The organism is Streptomyces sp. 2-1 (assembly GCF_048564895.1).
In the GTDB taxonomy this organism is placed as follows: domain Bacteria; phylum Actinomycetota; class Actinomycetes; order Streptomycetales; family Streptomycetaceae; genus Streptomyces; species Streptomyces phaeochromogenes.
In genome coordinates, this window is sequence record NZ_CP183383.1 from 550,347 (window position 1) to 565,040 (window position 14,694).

General features: G+C 69.4%; 14 protein-coding genes. 5 read left to right on the forward strand and 9 right to left on the reverse strand.

Annotation, left to right across the window (positions count from 1 at the left end; translation table 11 throughout):
* Positions 1 to 40: 40 nt before the first annotated feature.
* Entirely contained in the window at positions 41 to 1,561 is a 1,521-nt protein-coding gene (locus tag ACN20J_RS02685; protein ID WP_419665083.1) for an FAD-dependent monooxygenase, read from the forward strand.
* A 36-nt stretch (positions 1,562 to 1,597) separates the two neighbouring features.
* Positions 1,598 to 2,260: an SGNH/GDSL hydrolase family protein gene (locus ACN20J_RS02690; RefSeq protein ID WP_419665084.1), complete on the forward strand. Its 663-nt coding sequence runs from the start codon at positions 1,598 to 1,600 to the stop codon at positions 2,258 to 2,260.
* Positions 2,261 to 2,361: 101 nt separating this feature from the next.
* On the opposite strand, the gene ACN20J_RS02695 is transcribed toward ACN20J_RS02690, so the two are convergent.
* Both ACN20J_RS02695 and ACN20J_RS02700 read right to left on the reverse strand, forming a co-directional pair.
* On the reverse strand, positions 2,362 to 3,813 hold the full coding sequence (locus ACN20J_RS02695; protein WP_419665085.1) for an FG-GAP repeat domain-containing protein: 1,452 nt from the start codon (positions 3,811 to 3,813) through the stop codon (positions 2,362 to 2,364).
* A 132-nt stretch (positions 3,814 to 3,945) separates the two neighbouring features.
* The gene (locus ACN20J_RS02700; RefSeq protein WP_361996522.1) at positions 3,946 to 4,641 is read right to left on the reverse strand and encodes a hypothetical protein; all 696 of its coding nucleotides are present in this window, start codon (positions 4,639 to 4,641) and stop codon (positions 3,946 to 3,948) included.
* Between the two features lie 148 nt (positions 4,642 to 4,789).
* Between ACN20J_RS02700 and ACN20J_RS02705 the strand changes: the two genes are divergently transcribed.
* From ACN20J_RS02705 to ACN20J_RS02715, 3 genes are all read left to right on the forward strand, one after another.
* On the forward strand, positions 4,790 to 5,338 hold the full coding sequence (locus ACN20J_RS02705) for a YciI family protein (protein ID WP_189844295.1): 549 nt from the start codon (positions 4,790 to 4,792) through the stop codon (positions 5,336 to 5,338).
* A 192-nt stretch (positions 5,339 to 5,530) separates the two neighbouring features.
* Complete coding sequence (locus tag ACN20J_RS02710) at positions 5,531 to 6,196, forward strand: PH domain-containing protein (RefSeq protein ID WP_361901975.1); 666 nt, start codon at positions 5,531 to 5,533, stop codon at positions 6,194 to 6,196.
* A gap of 298 nt (positions 6,197 to 6,494) precedes the next feature.
* Positions 6,495 to 7,400, forward strand: a complete 906-nt coding sequence (locus ACN20J_RS02715; RefSeq protein ID WP_419665086.1) for a hypothetical protein — start codon at positions 6,495 to 6,497, stop codon at positions 7,398 to 7,400.
* Between the two features lie 102 nt (positions 7,401 to 7,502).
* Here ACN20J_RS02715 and ACN20J_RS02720 read toward each other — a convergent pair whose 3' ends face one another.
* From ACN20J_RS02720 to ACN20J_RS02750, 7 genes are all read right to left on the reverse strand, one after another.
* A complete protein-coding gene (locus ACN20J_RS02720) occupies positions 7,503 to 8,303 on the reverse strand; it encodes a polysaccharide lyase family 7 protein (protein WP_419665087.1) in 801 nt (266 codons plus the stop codon).
* A gap of 104 nt (positions 8,304 to 8,407) precedes the next feature.
* Positions 8,408 to 9,577: a mandelate racemase/muconate lactonizing enzyme family protein gene (locus ACN20J_RS02725; RefSeq protein WP_419665088.1), complete on the reverse strand. Its 1,170-nt coding sequence runs from the start codon at positions 9,575 to 9,577 to the stop codon at positions 8,408 to 8,410.
* Entirely contained in the window at positions 9,568 to 10,545 is a 978-nt protein-coding gene (locus ACN20J_RS02730) for a D-2-hydroxyacid dehydrogenase (RefSeq protein ID WP_419665089.1), read from the reverse strand. The genes ACN20J_RS02725 and ACN20J_RS02730 overlap by 10 nt, the downstream gene beginning before the upstream one ends.
* On the reverse strand, positions 10,542 to 11,540 hold the full coding sequence (locus ACN20J_RS02735; RefSeq protein ID WP_419665090.1) for a hydroxyacid dehydrogenase: 999 nt from the start codon (positions 11,538 to 11,540) through the stop codon (positions 10,542 to 10,544). Before ACN20J_RS02735 ends, ACN20J_RS02730 begins: the two co-directional genes overlap by 4 nt.
* Positions 11,537 to 12,769, reverse strand: coding sequence for a hypothetical protein (locus tag ACN20J_RS02740; RefSeq protein WP_419665091.1), 1,233 nt, complete (start codon positions 12,767 to 12,769; stop codon positions 11,537 to 11,539). The genes ACN20J_RS02735 and ACN20J_RS02740 overlap by 4 nt, the downstream gene beginning before the upstream one ends.
* A 5-nt stretch (positions 12,770 to 12,774) precedes the next feature.
* Complete coding sequence (locus ACN20J_RS02745; protein ID WP_364185529.1) at positions 12,775 to 13,650, reverse strand: carbohydrate ABC transporter permease; 876 nt, start codon at positions 13,648 to 13,650, stop codon at positions 12,775 to 12,777.
* Complete coding sequence (locus ACN20J_RS02750) at positions 13,650 to 14,675, reverse strand: carbohydrate ABC transporter permease (RefSeq protein ID WP_361917700.1); 1,026 nt, start codon at positions 14,673 to 14,675, stop codon at positions 13,650 to 13,652. Before ACN20J_RS02750 ends, ACN20J_RS02745 begins: the two co-directional genes overlap by 1 nt.
* Positions 14,676 to 14,694: the final 19 nt, after the last annotated feature.

A 14,694-nucleotide genomic window follows, 5' to 3' on the forward strand; every position in this document is an offset into this window, starting at 1 on the left:
TTGCGTGCCTCGACGGAAGAGGCTTCGGAAAGGAGTTCTCGTGCATGACGTAGTGATTGTGGGCGCCGGCCCTGTTGGTCTTTTCCTTGCCTGCGAGCTTGGCCTCGCGGGCTGTTCTGTCCTGGTGCTGGAGCGGGCGCCGGAGGGCCGCTCCCCGTGGAAGGCGGACCCGCTCGGGATGCGGGGCCTGTCCGCCGCGTCTGTCGAGGCGTTCTACCGCCGCGGGATGCTGCACCCTCTGCTGACGGCGTCGGGCGTCCATGATGATCCCGGCGCGGACCTCGACACGGACGAGCCGTCACCGCCTCGTGGCGTGAGCCACTTCGCCGGCATGATGCTCGATCCGGCCCAGGTCGACGTCACCGCCCTGCCGTTCCGGCTTCCCGGCCCGGCGATGGACGGCGTGATGACGAACCTCGAAGCGGTCGAGACTGTGCTGTCCGAGCGGGCGTCCAAGCTCGGCGTGGAGGTCAGGCGCGGCGTCACGGTCTCAGCCCTCGCGCAGGACGGCGACAGCGTGGTCGTGCAGGCCGGCGGGCACGAATACGCGGCGCGCTGGGTCGTCGGCTGCGACGGTGGACGCAGCGCCGTGCGTGGGCTCGCGGGCTTCGAATTCGTCGGCACCGAGCCGCAGTTCACCGGTTACGTCGTGCTCGCCGCCGTCGCCGATCCCGAGAAACTGCGCCCTGGGTTCAACCTGACGCCCACAGGCATGTACCTCCGGACGCCCGCGGAGGAGTACATCGGCATGCTGGAGTTCGACGGCGGCGCGTTCGACCGCTCGCAGCGGCCTACTCTCGAGCATCTCCAGGCGGTTCTGCGCCGTGTGTCGGGTACCGACGTGACACTGACCGACGTCCATCTCGCTTCGAGTTTCACCGATCGGGCGATGCAGACGACGACGTACCGGCAGGGGCGCGTCCTGCTCGCGGGCGACTCCGCTCACATCCACTCCCCCCTTGGAGCGCAGGGACTCAACCTCGGCCTGGCCGACGCCATGAACCTCGGATGGAAGCTCGCGGCAACCGTGCACGGGCACGCGCCGGACGGGCTTCTCGACACCTACACCCACGAACGCCGTCCGATCGGCGCTGGGGTGCTCGACTGGACACGCGCCCAGGCCGCGGCCATGAAGCCGGACCCGCATGCCCAGGCGCTCCAAGAAGTGCTGCGCGGCCTGCTCGGGACCCGGGACGGAACGACCTACGTGTTCAAGAGGACATCCGGATCGTCGAACCGCTACGACCTCGGCAGCGAGCACCCGCTGGTCGGCCGCAACGCCCCGGACCTCCGGCTTGAGGACGGCACCCGCCTCGGCGACCTGATGCAGGACGGACGAGGCGTCGCGCTCGACTTCAGCATCGCCCAATCCCTACGCGGTTCGGCGATGCGCTGGGAGAGCCGTATCCGGTACGTGGCCGGTCCGGCGCGGAATGACCTCGGACTGGGTGCCGTACTGGTCCGGCCCGACGGCACCGTCGTCTGGGCAGATGATCGCGACCCTGACCGTGAAGCGTTCGAGCAGGCCGCCGGCCGTTGGTTCGACAGCCCGCGGATCTGAACCAGCAACCCCGACAACCGAGTTCAAGGAGCACACATGACAATCACCGTCCGACCGGGAAGCACCGTGATGTTCGCCGGCGATTCGATCACCGACTGCCAGCGGCTGGAGAGCGAAGACCGCCTCGGGTTCGGCTATCCGTTGCGCGTCGCGGGCGAGTGGGGACTCCGCCACGCGGACCGGGAGGTGACCTGGCTGAACTCCGGCATCGCGGGCGACAAGGTGATGGACCTCGAAGCCCGCTGGCAGGAGGACGTCCTCGACGCGCACCCGGACGTGGTGTCCATCCTCGTCGGCGGAAACGACGTCGGCTGGCACTCGTACGACCCTGATGGCTACGTGATCCCCGCGGAGGACTTCGCGGCAGGGTACGACCGTCTGCTCGCACCCCTCGCCGAGGCCGGCGCCGACCTGATCCTCATCGAGCCGTTCCTGCTGCCGATTCGCGGCCTTGTCGAGGTCGGCGACATGCACCTCGGCGAAGAGGTCCGAAAGGAGTGGCGGGCCGACCTGGACCCCAAGATCCAGGTCGTGCGCGAGCTGGCCCGCAAGTACGGCGCACAACTGCTCGCCGCCGACGGCATGTTCGCCGAGCTCGCCGCGACGACCGGGCCGGAGTACTGGGCTGCGGACGGCGTGCACCCGACACCGGCCGGTCACGCCGCACTCACGGCGGCCTGGCTGCGCCTCGTCACGTGACAGGGCCTCGCGATCGCCCGCGACACCGGCCACTCCGGGGGCTGCTAGGAGCTTCCCCGACCGGGACGGACGATGCGGCGCACAGAGGTGGACGGAGGTAGTCAGCTCTCGCCGAAGTCCTTGGTCTTGATGAAGCGGTGGTCCGTTGTCGACGGGCCGCTCTTCGTTCCGCGCAGGATCCAGTAACCGGCGTCCTTGCGGGGCTTGTTGAAGCCGAACGTGCCGATGAGCAACTCGTCGCGGCCATCGGTGTCGAGGTCCGCGATGTGCAGGTCCCAGCCGAAGAAGTCGCGGTCCCCTTCGTGCTGCGGGGAGCCGCCGAGGCCGATCGTGTGCCGGTCGATCTTGACGGTGCGGGCCACGCTGAGCCCGTCCTTGCCGCCGAGAAGCACCACCACCTGGCCGATACGACGATCGATGCCCGGTGACTGGGTGGCGATGTCGTCGTGGCCGTCGCCGTTGACATCGCCGACCGCGACGGCGCCGGCGACATCCAGTTTCCCGAGATCGCTGGCGGCCCTGCCCCGGCCCGGGCCCTCACCGCTTCCGTAGACGGCGACCGCTTCACTCAAGCCCACCCGGGCGAGGATGTCGGCGTGGCCGTCGCCGTCGAAGTCCCCGACGGCCACGGGCTTGCCGGCGGGGACCTGGCTGTCGGCCTGGTTCGTGATGCCGGGTACGGCCCCGGCGGGCTTCAGGCCCTGGGGCGAACCCCGGTAGAAAACGGCGTCGATGACGTCCTCCGGCATGCCGTCGTCCTCGAAGCGGACGTCCTCCTCGTCGTACTCGGACTTGGTGACCAGGTCGTCCAGGCCGTCGCCGTCGAAGTCGCCGACGACCGCGTGGGCCACGGACACCCAGCCCTGCTGGCCCACATCGGTGGTCGACGTGGTGCGGGGCGCCCCGCCGTCACGGCTGAGCGGGCCGTACAGGACTGTGGCAGGCTGCGGCTTGCGGTCATACTCGCTGCCGGGCTCCGCGAGGGTCAGCAGGTCGAGGGCGCCGTCGCCGTCGAAGTCACCGGCGGCGGTGGCCGGTAGGACGTCGGCGGGCAGCTTGGTGACGCCCGCGGGGCCGTCGGGGCCGCCCCAGACGATGCGCTGGTCGGGCTTGTACTTCCCGCTCGGGTGGCTCAGCAGGTTGCGTACGACGACATCGGCGTGGCCGTCGTCATCGAGATCCCCGGTGAACTGGGTCGACCGGTCGTACGTGATCGGCGAGCTGGTGACCCGGGGGTCGGGCTTGGCGTAGCGCTCTGCGAGGCGGAAGGCCTTGCCCGGTTCCGGACCGTCGGATGCGGCCAGGGCGACGAAGCGGTTGTTGTGCCAATCGCCCCCTGGCTTCGGGTCCTTGTACCAGCCGTTGACGACCGCGTCGGCGTGTCCGTCGCCGTTCACGTCGTCCCGGTTGACCTCGCCTTTGTCTCGCTGGGCGGGGGAAGGGGGCGTCGGCGCCGACTTCCCGTCGTCGCCCGAGCAGCCCGTGAACAGCAGGGTGGTGGCGCAGAGGCAGACCAGGGCGACAGCAGGGCGGCGGGTACGGCGGCGGCGCATGGCGCAAGTCTGCGAGACGCAGCTCACGGGCCCGTAACGACGGGGTCAGGGTCGGATTCCGGTCAGGAACAGAGCCGTCGGTGCGGCACCGCCGTCAGGAGGTGATGAACGAGTCAGGGGGCGGTGAACGCGTCACGGGGCGGTGAACGCGTCAGCCGTCACGTCACGTTCGAGGCTCGCGCCCTGGAAGCCGTACGTGCCGATGTCCGAGACCTTGATCAGGAGGCAGTAGCGGTCGACCGCGTCGAGGGTGTCTGCCACTTGGTGGTAGTTCCTTCTGAGGAAGTGGATCGCGGCCTGGTTGGCCAGGGAGCTCTGCCCGCAGACCAGCATGACCGGGCGGGCTGCCTGCGGTGGCCTGAACTTGGCCACCAGCGCGTACTCCACCTCGTTCTTCCGGTAGGGGTAGCGTCGGCCGCCGACTTCGAACGCCATCGACTCCGGACCCGGACCGAACGGCAGGATGCTGACACCGGGCAGGTGGGCCGCGAGGTGGCCGCCCGTGCGGAGGTTGGCCTCGCCGAGCGGACCGCCGATACAGAATTCCGTACGGTCGTCGTTGATGCCGCGGAAGTCGTCGCTGGACTCGGTCGCGACATCACAGCCGAGTTGGCCGGCCAGGGTCGCGACCTCGATCATGGCGCGGATTTCCTGGTGGGTGGTGACGCCCCGTGTGTTGTGTTTGTTGCCGATGACGATGAAGCAGGTCTCCCCCGGGACGAGGCCGAAGAAGTCCGCCTTGCGCCGTAGCCTGCCGGTGCGCTTGCCGCGCTCCCAGAGCCAGACGAACCCACCACCGATGAGGCTGGTCACCAGACCGACCAGCACATTGACGACTACGGAAAAGATCGCCGCCCCCTCAGGCCCCCGCCGCGCACAGCGGTTCCGCGCGCCTCGAACGCCTGATCTTCCATGACGGGCCCTGCCTGTGACAACCGGATCCTGCCCGAACGACGGATGGTGGAGAGTGTGGGGCATGGAGTTCTTCTGCTACCACCGCGATCGGCCCAACTCCGTGGCTCTGCGTCACGAGTTGCTGGAGGAGCACTGGTCCTACATGGACCGGTTCGACAAGGAGATGATCGCCCGCGGCCCGACCCTCACCGGGGACGACGTGCCCACCGGCAGCGTGCACATCGTGGACCTGCCGGATCTTGCCGCCGCCCGCGCGTTCGCCTTCGACGAGCCCGGCTACCAGGCCGGTGTCTACCGGGATGTGCTGCTGCGCCGGTGGCGCAACCTGCTGGGGCGCACCATGTGGGACTTCCCCGGCGGCGCGACCGACGGCAACCGCTACCTGGTGCTCGGCCTCGGCTCGGGTCAGGGTGGCGACCTCGCTGTACCGCAGGACCGGGCCGACGAACTCATCGCGTACGGGCCGCTGTTGTCCGACGACGGCGCCACCTGGCTGGGTACGGCGGTGCTGCTCCGGGCACCCGACCCGGAGACGGCCCGCGCCGTCCTGACCCCGGGCCTGTACGCCGACGTCGAGGTCCACAACTGGCAGTTCGGCGGGCGGTCGTAATGAACTGACGACGCGGCGACGGGCGTCGAGGCACCCCTGAACGCCTCACTTCCCAACGGGCCCTCGACACGCGGGAGTTGGGGCCTCACCATGGTGCCCCATCGGTCCTGTCGACGGATGGGGCACGCCGTACTGGGGGTGGCTGTGGGGTACGAACGATTGCCGCGCGAGTACCGGATGAGACGGTCCCGGATGCACGCGTTCCTCTGGGTGATCGGCCTGGGCACACTGAGCATGTCGGTGGCTCTGTGGGGCGCCGAGATGCCCGCCTCGTTCCACTACCCCGTCCTCGCGGCGTGGGTGGCTCTCATGGGGTGGCTCTTCTATGCCACGTTGCGCTGTTCGACCATCGCGGACATCAAGGCGATCCACGCACGCGGGATGGTCAAGCGCCGGCGGTTGGCGTGGGAGGACATCCAGGACATCAGGGCAGAGGTCAATCCGGCATCGGCGGTGCAGAGCGGTGCGCCCAACGTGCTTGTGCACGCCTACGGGCGGGACGGCTCCAAGGTGCTGTTGCCGTTCGTCGACGACGTCCATGTGAACGTCGAGCGCGAACTCGGGCTGCTGCTCGACTCATGGGTGGAACTGCGCGGCGAGGACTGGGCGCCCGACCCACAGGCCACGGTGCTCATCGACCGACGCGATGCACGCCAGGCGGCCCTCATGATGGGGTTCGCCGCCGTGATGCTGGCCTTCATCCCGTTGACCGTACTGATGCTGCTGCCCCTCTTCGTCGACATGCCGGAGTGGCTGGAGTCGGTCCTGAACCCGTTCACCGTCATGGGGGTGGGAGCACCCCTGATCTTCGCGCTGACCGCGATCGCCTCGTACCGCAGCCGTCGGCCCAGCGGCTGACGTAGCGCGGCCGGAGACCCGCGATCCGGTCGCGGGTGCGGGTATGCGGTGTACGTGCGGCCGCAGCCTCTCGGCCTTGATCGCTCGCTCAGGAAAGTGGTGCGGCGGCCACGAACCACCACGGCGCCGGGCGGTGCGGCGCGTGCCCGCCGAGTCCGTCTTCGCGCTCCCGCGAATGGCGTAACCGTCGTTGGGTCAACGCTCACCATGATCAATAGCCTGGCGTCCGGCGCGTGACCTCGCGTCCGTCGGACACAGAAGGCGAGCGAGCTCAGTGAAACTCCCGATGTTGAAGCGCATGGCCTGGCTCACCGCGGCGAGCGCGCTGCTGACCACACTGGCCACCGCCCCGGCCCGTGCGGACAGCGCCTGGCAGAAGGTCGGCGGCGACGTCCGGAGCGGTGTCAGTGGCCTCGCGTACGAGGGCCGTACCTCAAGCGGATCAGGGGTGGACGTGCTGGCCGTGCACGACAACAAGGGAGCCGGGCAGAAGCGTCTGTCCCGGATCACCCATTGGGAGGGCGCCGACGGCATCTCCCCGATCACCTGGGACGGGCCGGAACCCGTCGACCTGGAGGCCATCGAGGCCATCCCAGGGATGCCGGGTGAATACCTGGCGCTCACCAGCCGCGGTATCGTCCACCGGCTGAAGGTCGCCGGCCCCAAGGCGACGGTCGTCGACTACTCGCCGCTGCCGGCGATCGGTGAGGGCGACGACTTCGAGAGCTTCGCGCTCGTCGCCCAGAACGGGAAGCTCGCCGTCCTGTGGGCGGACCGTGGAGCCGGCGCGGATCGTCCCGCCACGCTCTACGCCGCGCCCCTGACGTTCGCCCCGTGGGGTCAGCCGCAGTTCGGCACCGTGACGCGCCGGGCCTACCGGGCGGCGTATCCGGCCGGCGACGGCACCCGGCACATCTCCGACATCTCGGTGACCGACTCCGGCCGGATCATTGCGAGTTCGGCGTCCGATGCCGGTGACGACGGCCCGTTCGACTCCGCCGTGAGTGACGCGGGCCGGGTGAGCGTGTCGGCTGCGGGCCGGGTACGGGTCACACTCGCGGCCTCCCCGAGCGTCCTCGGAACATTCCCCGAGTACAAGATCGAGGCAGTCGAGTGCCTGCCCGGTTCCACCGACGCCCTCCTGGGCACCGACGACGAGAACCTCGGCGGGTACGTACGGACCATGCCCTTCTGCGAGGCCTGACCCCGGCCGCCGAAGACAACCGCCGCCCGCTCCCGGCGCGATCAGCGAGCCGCGTCAAGCAGCGGTCCGCGATGACGCACCGGGAGGAGCGACCCCGTCAGGTCACTTGTGCGTCACCGTGACTCCGTACAGGGCGACCTGTCCGTAGTTCGAGGTGTCGCACGGCGAGGAGTTGTTGCAGTTCGCCTGGGTGTAGGCGCCCGCCTTGTAGTAACCGCTGGCGAACGCGCCGTCGACGGTGGCCTTGAGGGCGCCGTTGTAGTAGACGTCCACCTTCCCGTCGTGGGCCACGAACTTCCCCTGGAAGCGGGTACCGAGCTGGTAGTTGGAGGTCACCAGCTTGTAGTGGGGGGTGTTGTACGAGGTGATGTACAGCGAGGTCCCTTCGAGGCGGAACGAGGTGACGTCGCTCGACGAGTCATGTATCTGCCCCGCCATCACGTGTGGCTTGGTCTTGGGGAGGTGGGTGATCGCCTGGTCGACGACCATGGTGTGGGTGCCCGACGTGGACGGCCAGCTCTTCGTCGCCGACCCGTCGGCGGTCATCTCGCGCAGCTCGGAGCGCGGGTATCCGCTGTTGCTGGTGGTGGCACCGTTGACCGCGGCCCGCAGCAGGGTGGCCTTGCAGTCCGAGGTGGTCGTGAACCAGGGTGCGTTGTTGTAGGTCTTCAGTGCCGGCTGCTTGATCTCCTGAGGGGAACCGGTGCTGGTGGGGAGGGGCAGCTGAAGCTTCCAGCCGGTGCTCAGGCCGATGGCCGCGGCCGGTGCGGGACAGGCGGCGGCGCCCGCCGAATCGGCCGACGCACTCTGCACGGGGGCCAGCAGGCCGACGGCGAGTGCGGGCGCCGCGAGCAGGCGCAGAGCGCGGCGGTGAGAACTGCGCGAGGGCGATTGACGTTCCATGAGCGGCTCCTTCATGTCTGGGCCACGACGGGCCCTTGAGGGGGTACGTGGAGGGCACCTGGAGATATTCGGTGGGGGCTTCGACGGCCTGACATGCCCGCGGCTCAGCAGGCGAGTTCTCGTACGATCCCTTCGTCGATGCCGATACCGAGGCCGGGTCCGGAAGGCACCTCGGCCACCCCTGCGCGCACCTGGATGACGGAGCCGGTGGCGTAGGGAGACTGCAGGAACTGCCGGCCGTTGAGGTCGGCGGGGGCGATGAGGTCGTAGGCGGCGAACAGGTGCAGTGACGCGGCGAGGCCGATGTCGGACTCGGTCAGCCCCGAGCCCATCAGCGCCACCCCGCAGTCCTCAGCCAGCTGGCACTGGCGCAGCGCCAGGGTGAGCCCGGCGCAGCGCTGCACCTTGGCCACGGCGATGCCGATGGCTCCCCTGCGGACGAACGAGGCGAGGTCGGTGGGGTGCCGCAGGCTCTCGTCCACGGCGATCGGGACCGGGCTGAGGTCGCGCAGCCGGCGAAGTCCCTCGATGTCGTTGGCGGGCAGGGGTTGTTCGAGCGCCGCGATGTCGAGCGGTGCGAGCAGCCGGGCGAGGCGGAGCGCGGAGTCCTGGGTGCCGGCCTGGTTGGCGTCCACGATCAGGCGGGCGTCGGGGGCGGCCTCACGTACGGCCGCCGCCCGGGCGACTTCTCCGGCCTCGTCCTGTCCGGGCACGAGCCCCGTCTTGATCTTGAAGTGGCGATATCCGTGGGCCTGCCCCTCGGCAACCGATTCGGCGAGGGCACCTGCGTCGTCTCCGGTGGCGATCCAGCAGAGGTCGACGGTGTCGTGGCGGCGCCTGCCCCACAGCTCGCCGAGGCTCACGCCGCGGGAACGGGCCAGCGCGTCGTGCCAGGCGACGTCCAGGGCGGCACGGGCCAGCGGCATCCCGGTGGACCAGCCGCGCCGGATGGTGCGATCGCAGGCCCGCACCAGCCCGTCGAGGTCCCACAGGGGCAGGCCGGTGGCGGCGGGCGCCAGGTAGTGCGTGAGGGTCGAGACGATGGACTCGGTGGTCTCGTACGTCCATGAGGGGATCGGTGTCGCCTCGCCCCAGCCGGTGCTTCCGTCCGAGGCCGTGACCTTGACGAGCACGCGGATGGCGGGGCGGCCCCGGGCGGTCACGCCGCCGCCCGCGACCGCGAAGTCCCGCAGCGTGGGCAGGGCGACGGTGAAGGTCTCCACGCGTTCGACGGTCACCGCGGGCCGGGTGTCGGGTGATGCGGTCAGAACCATAGCGACTTGTCCACTACGTTGATCAACGGCCGCCCGTCGGCGAACCGTTGTGCGTTCTCCGCCAGCACCTCGAACCGGCGCTCCGCAGCGTGCGGTCCGGCTCCGGCCACGTGCGGAGTGATCAGTGCCTTGGGATGGCGCCAGAGTGGGTGGTCCGGCGGCAGCGGTTCCAGTTCCATGACGTCGAGGGCGGCGCCCCGCAGGCGCCCCGCGTCCAGGGCCGCGACGAGGTCGTCGAGGCGGACGGTGGGGCCGCGGCCCACGTTGATGAGGCAGGCTCCCTCTTTCATGGACGCCAGCCGGCCGGCGTCCATCAGCCCCTCCGTCTCAGGGGTGTGGGGCACGGTCAGGATCACGATGTCCGCCTCGGGAAGTGCGCCATCGAGGTGTCCGGGCGGCAGCACCCGGAGGAATCCGGGCGGTGCCGAGGTGACACGGGGGTCGATGCCTTCCACTCGGGTGCCGAACGCGGCGAGCAGTCGTCCGGCCTCGGCGCCGATCGCACCCGTACCGACGATGAGCGCGCGCGCCTCGCCGAGTGGGACGACCGCGCCGTCCGACCAGTCCGGTGCCCAGTTGGCCGCCGCCTGTTCGCGTACGTAGCGGGGCAGTTGCCTGGCGAGGGCCAGGACCAGGGCCATCGTGTGTGCGGCGACATGGTCGGTGTAGGTGTCCCGCATGTTCGTCACCTCGACCGGATGACGTACGAGCGCGGGGTGGTAGAAACCGGGAGGAGGGCCGGCCTGAGGAGCTTGCAGCCAGCGCAACCGGTCCGCCGAGCCGAGGAGTTCGGGTGTGAGCGTGCCGTAGGCGGCATCGGCGCGGACCAGTGCGGCGTCGACGTCCTGAGGGCCGTGGGGGCAGAGCACCTCGATCCCCGGTACGGCCTCAACGAGCCTGTCGGGCCAGGATCGGGCCTCCGCCGACACGGGCGGGACCATGACGAGGGTGAAGGCGGCTGTGCTCATGCGGCGTGCTCCATCGACGCGGCGGCCACCTCGTGACGCAGCGGGCTGCCGGCGACGTACCGGGCCAGTTCCTCGGCCATGGCGCGGCCCAGGAGACGCCGTTCCGGGCCGAGGCTGCCGGCCAGATGCGGGGTGACCACCACGTTGTCCAGTTCGAACAGCGGTGAGCCGGGGGGCGCCGGCTCGGGGTCGGTGACGTCGAGCACGGCGAACAGGTCCGGGCGTTCCTCAAGTACGGTCACCAGTGCCGGCTCGTCGATGAGGCCGCCGCGTGCGGTGTTGACGAGCGTGCCGTCGGGGCGCATGGAGCGCAGCAGCCGTGCGTCGACCATGGCGCGGGTCTCGTCGAGGAGCGGGGCGTGCAGGCTCACGACGTCGCTCTCGGCGAATACGCCCTCCAGGGTGGTCAGTTCGACTCCGAGAGCGTGGGCCGTGGCTGCGGGCACGTAGGGGTCGTGGGCCAGCACGCGCACGCCGTGCCTGGCCAGGAGCCGTGCGGTGGCCTGCCCGGTGGCTCCGAGTGAGACGAGACCGACGGTCGCCCCTGCGGTGCCGAGTTCGCTTCGGCGGACAGCCGCCGCGCGGGTACGCCTCGCGGTGAGGACGTAGCGCCAGCCGTGCTTGAGCGCGTAGAGGATCTGGGCGAGGGCGAAGTCAGCCACCTTGTCCGCGATCACCGTGCCGGCGGAGGTGACCCGCACTCCGCGTGCCCAGGACTCCTCGGTCACCAGGGGGCGTACGGATCCTGCGGCGTACAGGACGAGCGCGAGTCGCGGCGCGCTGTCCAGGAGCTCGGGGGTGAGCCGGGGCGCTCCCCAGCCGGTGACGAGCACGTCGACTCCCGCCAGCAGGTCCGGCGTCAGGTCCGCCGCGGAGATCGGGGGTTCCTTGATGGTCAAGTGGCTTTCGATGGCAGTGCGTTCGGCTTCTCCGTATACGTCGTCGAAGCGCGCCGGGTCCATCACGTACAGCCCGGTGAGTGGCTCGTTCGTCATGCTGCTCCCTCCGTGGTCCGTGTACCTGCTCCCGCGGTGGCTCGCACCGCTTCCTGCGCGTTGGCCATGCGCAGTGCCCGTAGTCGCGCGGGTGAGGACAGGCCCGCGTGGTAGTAGCGGATCTGCCGTGCTCCGGCGGCCATCAGCCGGGCGACCCGCCTGGTGAGGTCGGCGGGGTGTCCGTCCACCACCGACACATTGGCGATGACCGGCCGTGCGCTGTCCCGCACCGCTTCCTCGACGCGGGCCACCGCCCGGTTCTCGTCGTCCCAGCACTTGAGGACGAGGGCGGTGGCCCGGCCGCCGAAGCGGCCCAGGTCGAGTCCGCTGTCGGGGCCGGTGGCCTGCGGGTCGCCGTCCGCCATCAGGAGCAGCTCCCGGCCAGGCGCCATCGCCGCCACCTGCCGCGTCAGATCCTCGATCACGGACTGGCGGTGATGCAGGAGGGCTTGTGCCGCCCGTTCACCGAGCGACTCGGTGAACGTGTTCGGTGCGCGTACGCCGTCGCGCATCTCCGCGTCGACGGTGCGGCGCACTGTCTGTGCGATGTCGGCGGGGTCCCCTCCGCAGGCTTCGATCCCCTTGCGGCACGCGGCGCACAGGCATATCGACAGCAGGTCGCGGCAGCCTCTGGTGAGGTCGGCGCCCGCTGTCTTCTCGTGGTGGCTGCCGTGCTCGAAACCCAGCCAGCCGCAGGCCTCCAGCATCAGCGTCGGCACCTCGGCGGCGTCGTAGCGTTCACAGAAGGCGTGGACCAACTGCTGCGCGTACGCGGCCACTTCGGGCTGCGCCGGACACAGGGCGTATCCGTACCGCTCGTCGAACGCGTTGCGCACGGTCAGATCGGGTGCGCGCTCCCCCGCCGCGGTGCTGTGCGTGAGCACCAGCCAGGCTTCGACCCGCAGTCCCTGACTCCGCAGAGCCGAGGCCGCCGCCCCGAACCGGTCCGGGGCGTCGACGGCCCAGTCCGGCGGAGACGGTCTGAGACGCCTGCCGCGCCACTGGTGCGGTTCGAGCGGGAAGTACGCGGCGGCGTGGGTGGCGTGCACCGTGCGGTGGGCGGGGTGGTACGGCGTCATGGCGCGCACCGAGTGGTAGGCGGCCTGCAGGACCACTGCGCCCACGCCGAGTGAGGCGATGCGTTCGGCGGCGGCGGGGTCGCCCACCAGGTCCCAGGTGTAGGCGAAGGTGCCGCTGAGATCGACGGAGCCGGGTGGCTCGGTTGTCACGTGGTTCACTCCTTGGTGGCGCCGGCGAGGCCGCGCACGAAGTAACTCTGGAAGAAGACGAAGACGATCAGCATGGGAATGACGGAGAGCGTCATTCCGGCGGCGAATCCGGTCCAGTCCACGGAGTGCTCACCCTTGAACGACAGCATTCCGACTGCGAGGTTCTGCAGATCGGGCTGGCCGAGTGTGAACACCAACGGAATGTTGAACTCGTTCCAGTTGGTGATGAACTGGAAGATGACGACCACCGCGATGACGGGCTTGGCGAGCGGGAGGACCAGCCGGAATGTGCGGAGGAATCCGGCGCCGTCGAGCTTTGCCGCGTCGAAGAGATCGCTCGGTACGCCGGAGAAGAAGCCGATGAAGAGCAGGACGTAGAGGGCGCCGGCCGCTCCGGACATGGCCAGGATGACCCCGGCCTGCGTGTTCAGCAGGCCGAGCCGTTCCACCAGGACGAACTGCGGAATGATGATGGAGGCCACCGGTACGAACAGGGTGGCGATGATCATGCGGTGCAGGAACTTTCGTCCCGGGAATTCGTAGCGGGCCAGGATGTATCCGCACAGGGCCGACTTGAACAGTTCGATGACGGTGGATACGACCGCGTACAGAATCGTGTTGAAGAAGTACCTGGAGAACCCGGCGTCCACCCAGGCCCGGCGGAAGTTGTCGAAGTTCCACTGATCGGGCATGAGGCTGGCGCCGCCGGTGAACAGTCCCGTCTGTGTCTTGAACGCTCCCGCGACGATCCAGAGGAACGGATAGATCCAGACGAGGCCCACCACGATCAGCAGGGGCAGGGCGATGAGGTTGGCACGCGCGGGCCGTGACAGACGCGAGAGGCGTGGCGTTCGCGGTGTGCGGAGTTCGGGACGGGACATCAGACTCCGTACTCCTTCCGCATCTTCTGTGCGCGGCGCACGAAGAGGCCCTGACTGGTGACGAGGAGGAACGCCATGACGGAGAACAGCAGGGCTGCCGCCGACGCGTATCCGTACGCGAAGGGCATCGAGCCGAAGGCCTGCTTGTAGATGAAGTACGAGACCACGTAGGTACTCGTGCCGGGGCCTCCGCCGGTGAGCGTGACGACGAGCCCGAACACGTGCATCGCGTTGACCAGCGCGAGCATCACGATGACCACGGCCACGGGACGGATCAGCGGCAGCGTGATCCGTGTGAGCTTCTGCCATTCACTGGCGCCGTCGAGTTCGGCGGCTTCGTACAGTTCGTCGGGGACGTTCTGCAGCGCGGCCATCCAATAGATCATGTACTGGCCGAAGACCTGCCAGACGGAGATCAGGACCAGGGCCAGCAGCGCGCTCCAGCGGTTGGCGAAGACATCGGTCGTGCCGTCGGTCAGGCCGAGCCCGTGCAACGCGGAGTTGAGGGCTCCGTTGGACGGGTTGAGCAGGTAGGTGAAGACCAGTCCTGCCATCGCCACCGGGATGATCAGCGGTGCGAAGAAGACCGTGCGCAGCGCCCTCTTCGCCCGCAGCCACTTCCTGGTCATCACCAGTGCGGCGAGGAGGGACAGCGGCAGCTTGATCAGGGTCGTACCGACGGCGAACAACAGGGTGTTGACGACGGCCTGCCAGAAGAGCGGATCGCCGAGGATGCGGCTGTAGTTGTCGCCGCCGACGAAGTTGTCGAGCGGTCCGCTGCCGGACCAGTCGAAGAACGAGTAGTAGACCGTCGCGACCAGCGGCCAGAGGGTGAACCCCATGTAGAGGACGAGGAAGGGGACCAGGAAGGCGGCCACCCACAGGCGGTCTCGCCCCTTGGCGCGCTCACGGTTTCCTTCCGGTGGCTCCGAGGAGGCCTTGGGCCGGCGCGCTTCCCCGCGGGGTCGGGTGGTCGGGGTCGGGGTGGTGTCGGGTGGGTGTGGGCTGGTGGGGGCGAGAGCCATGTGAGGTCCTTTGCGGCTG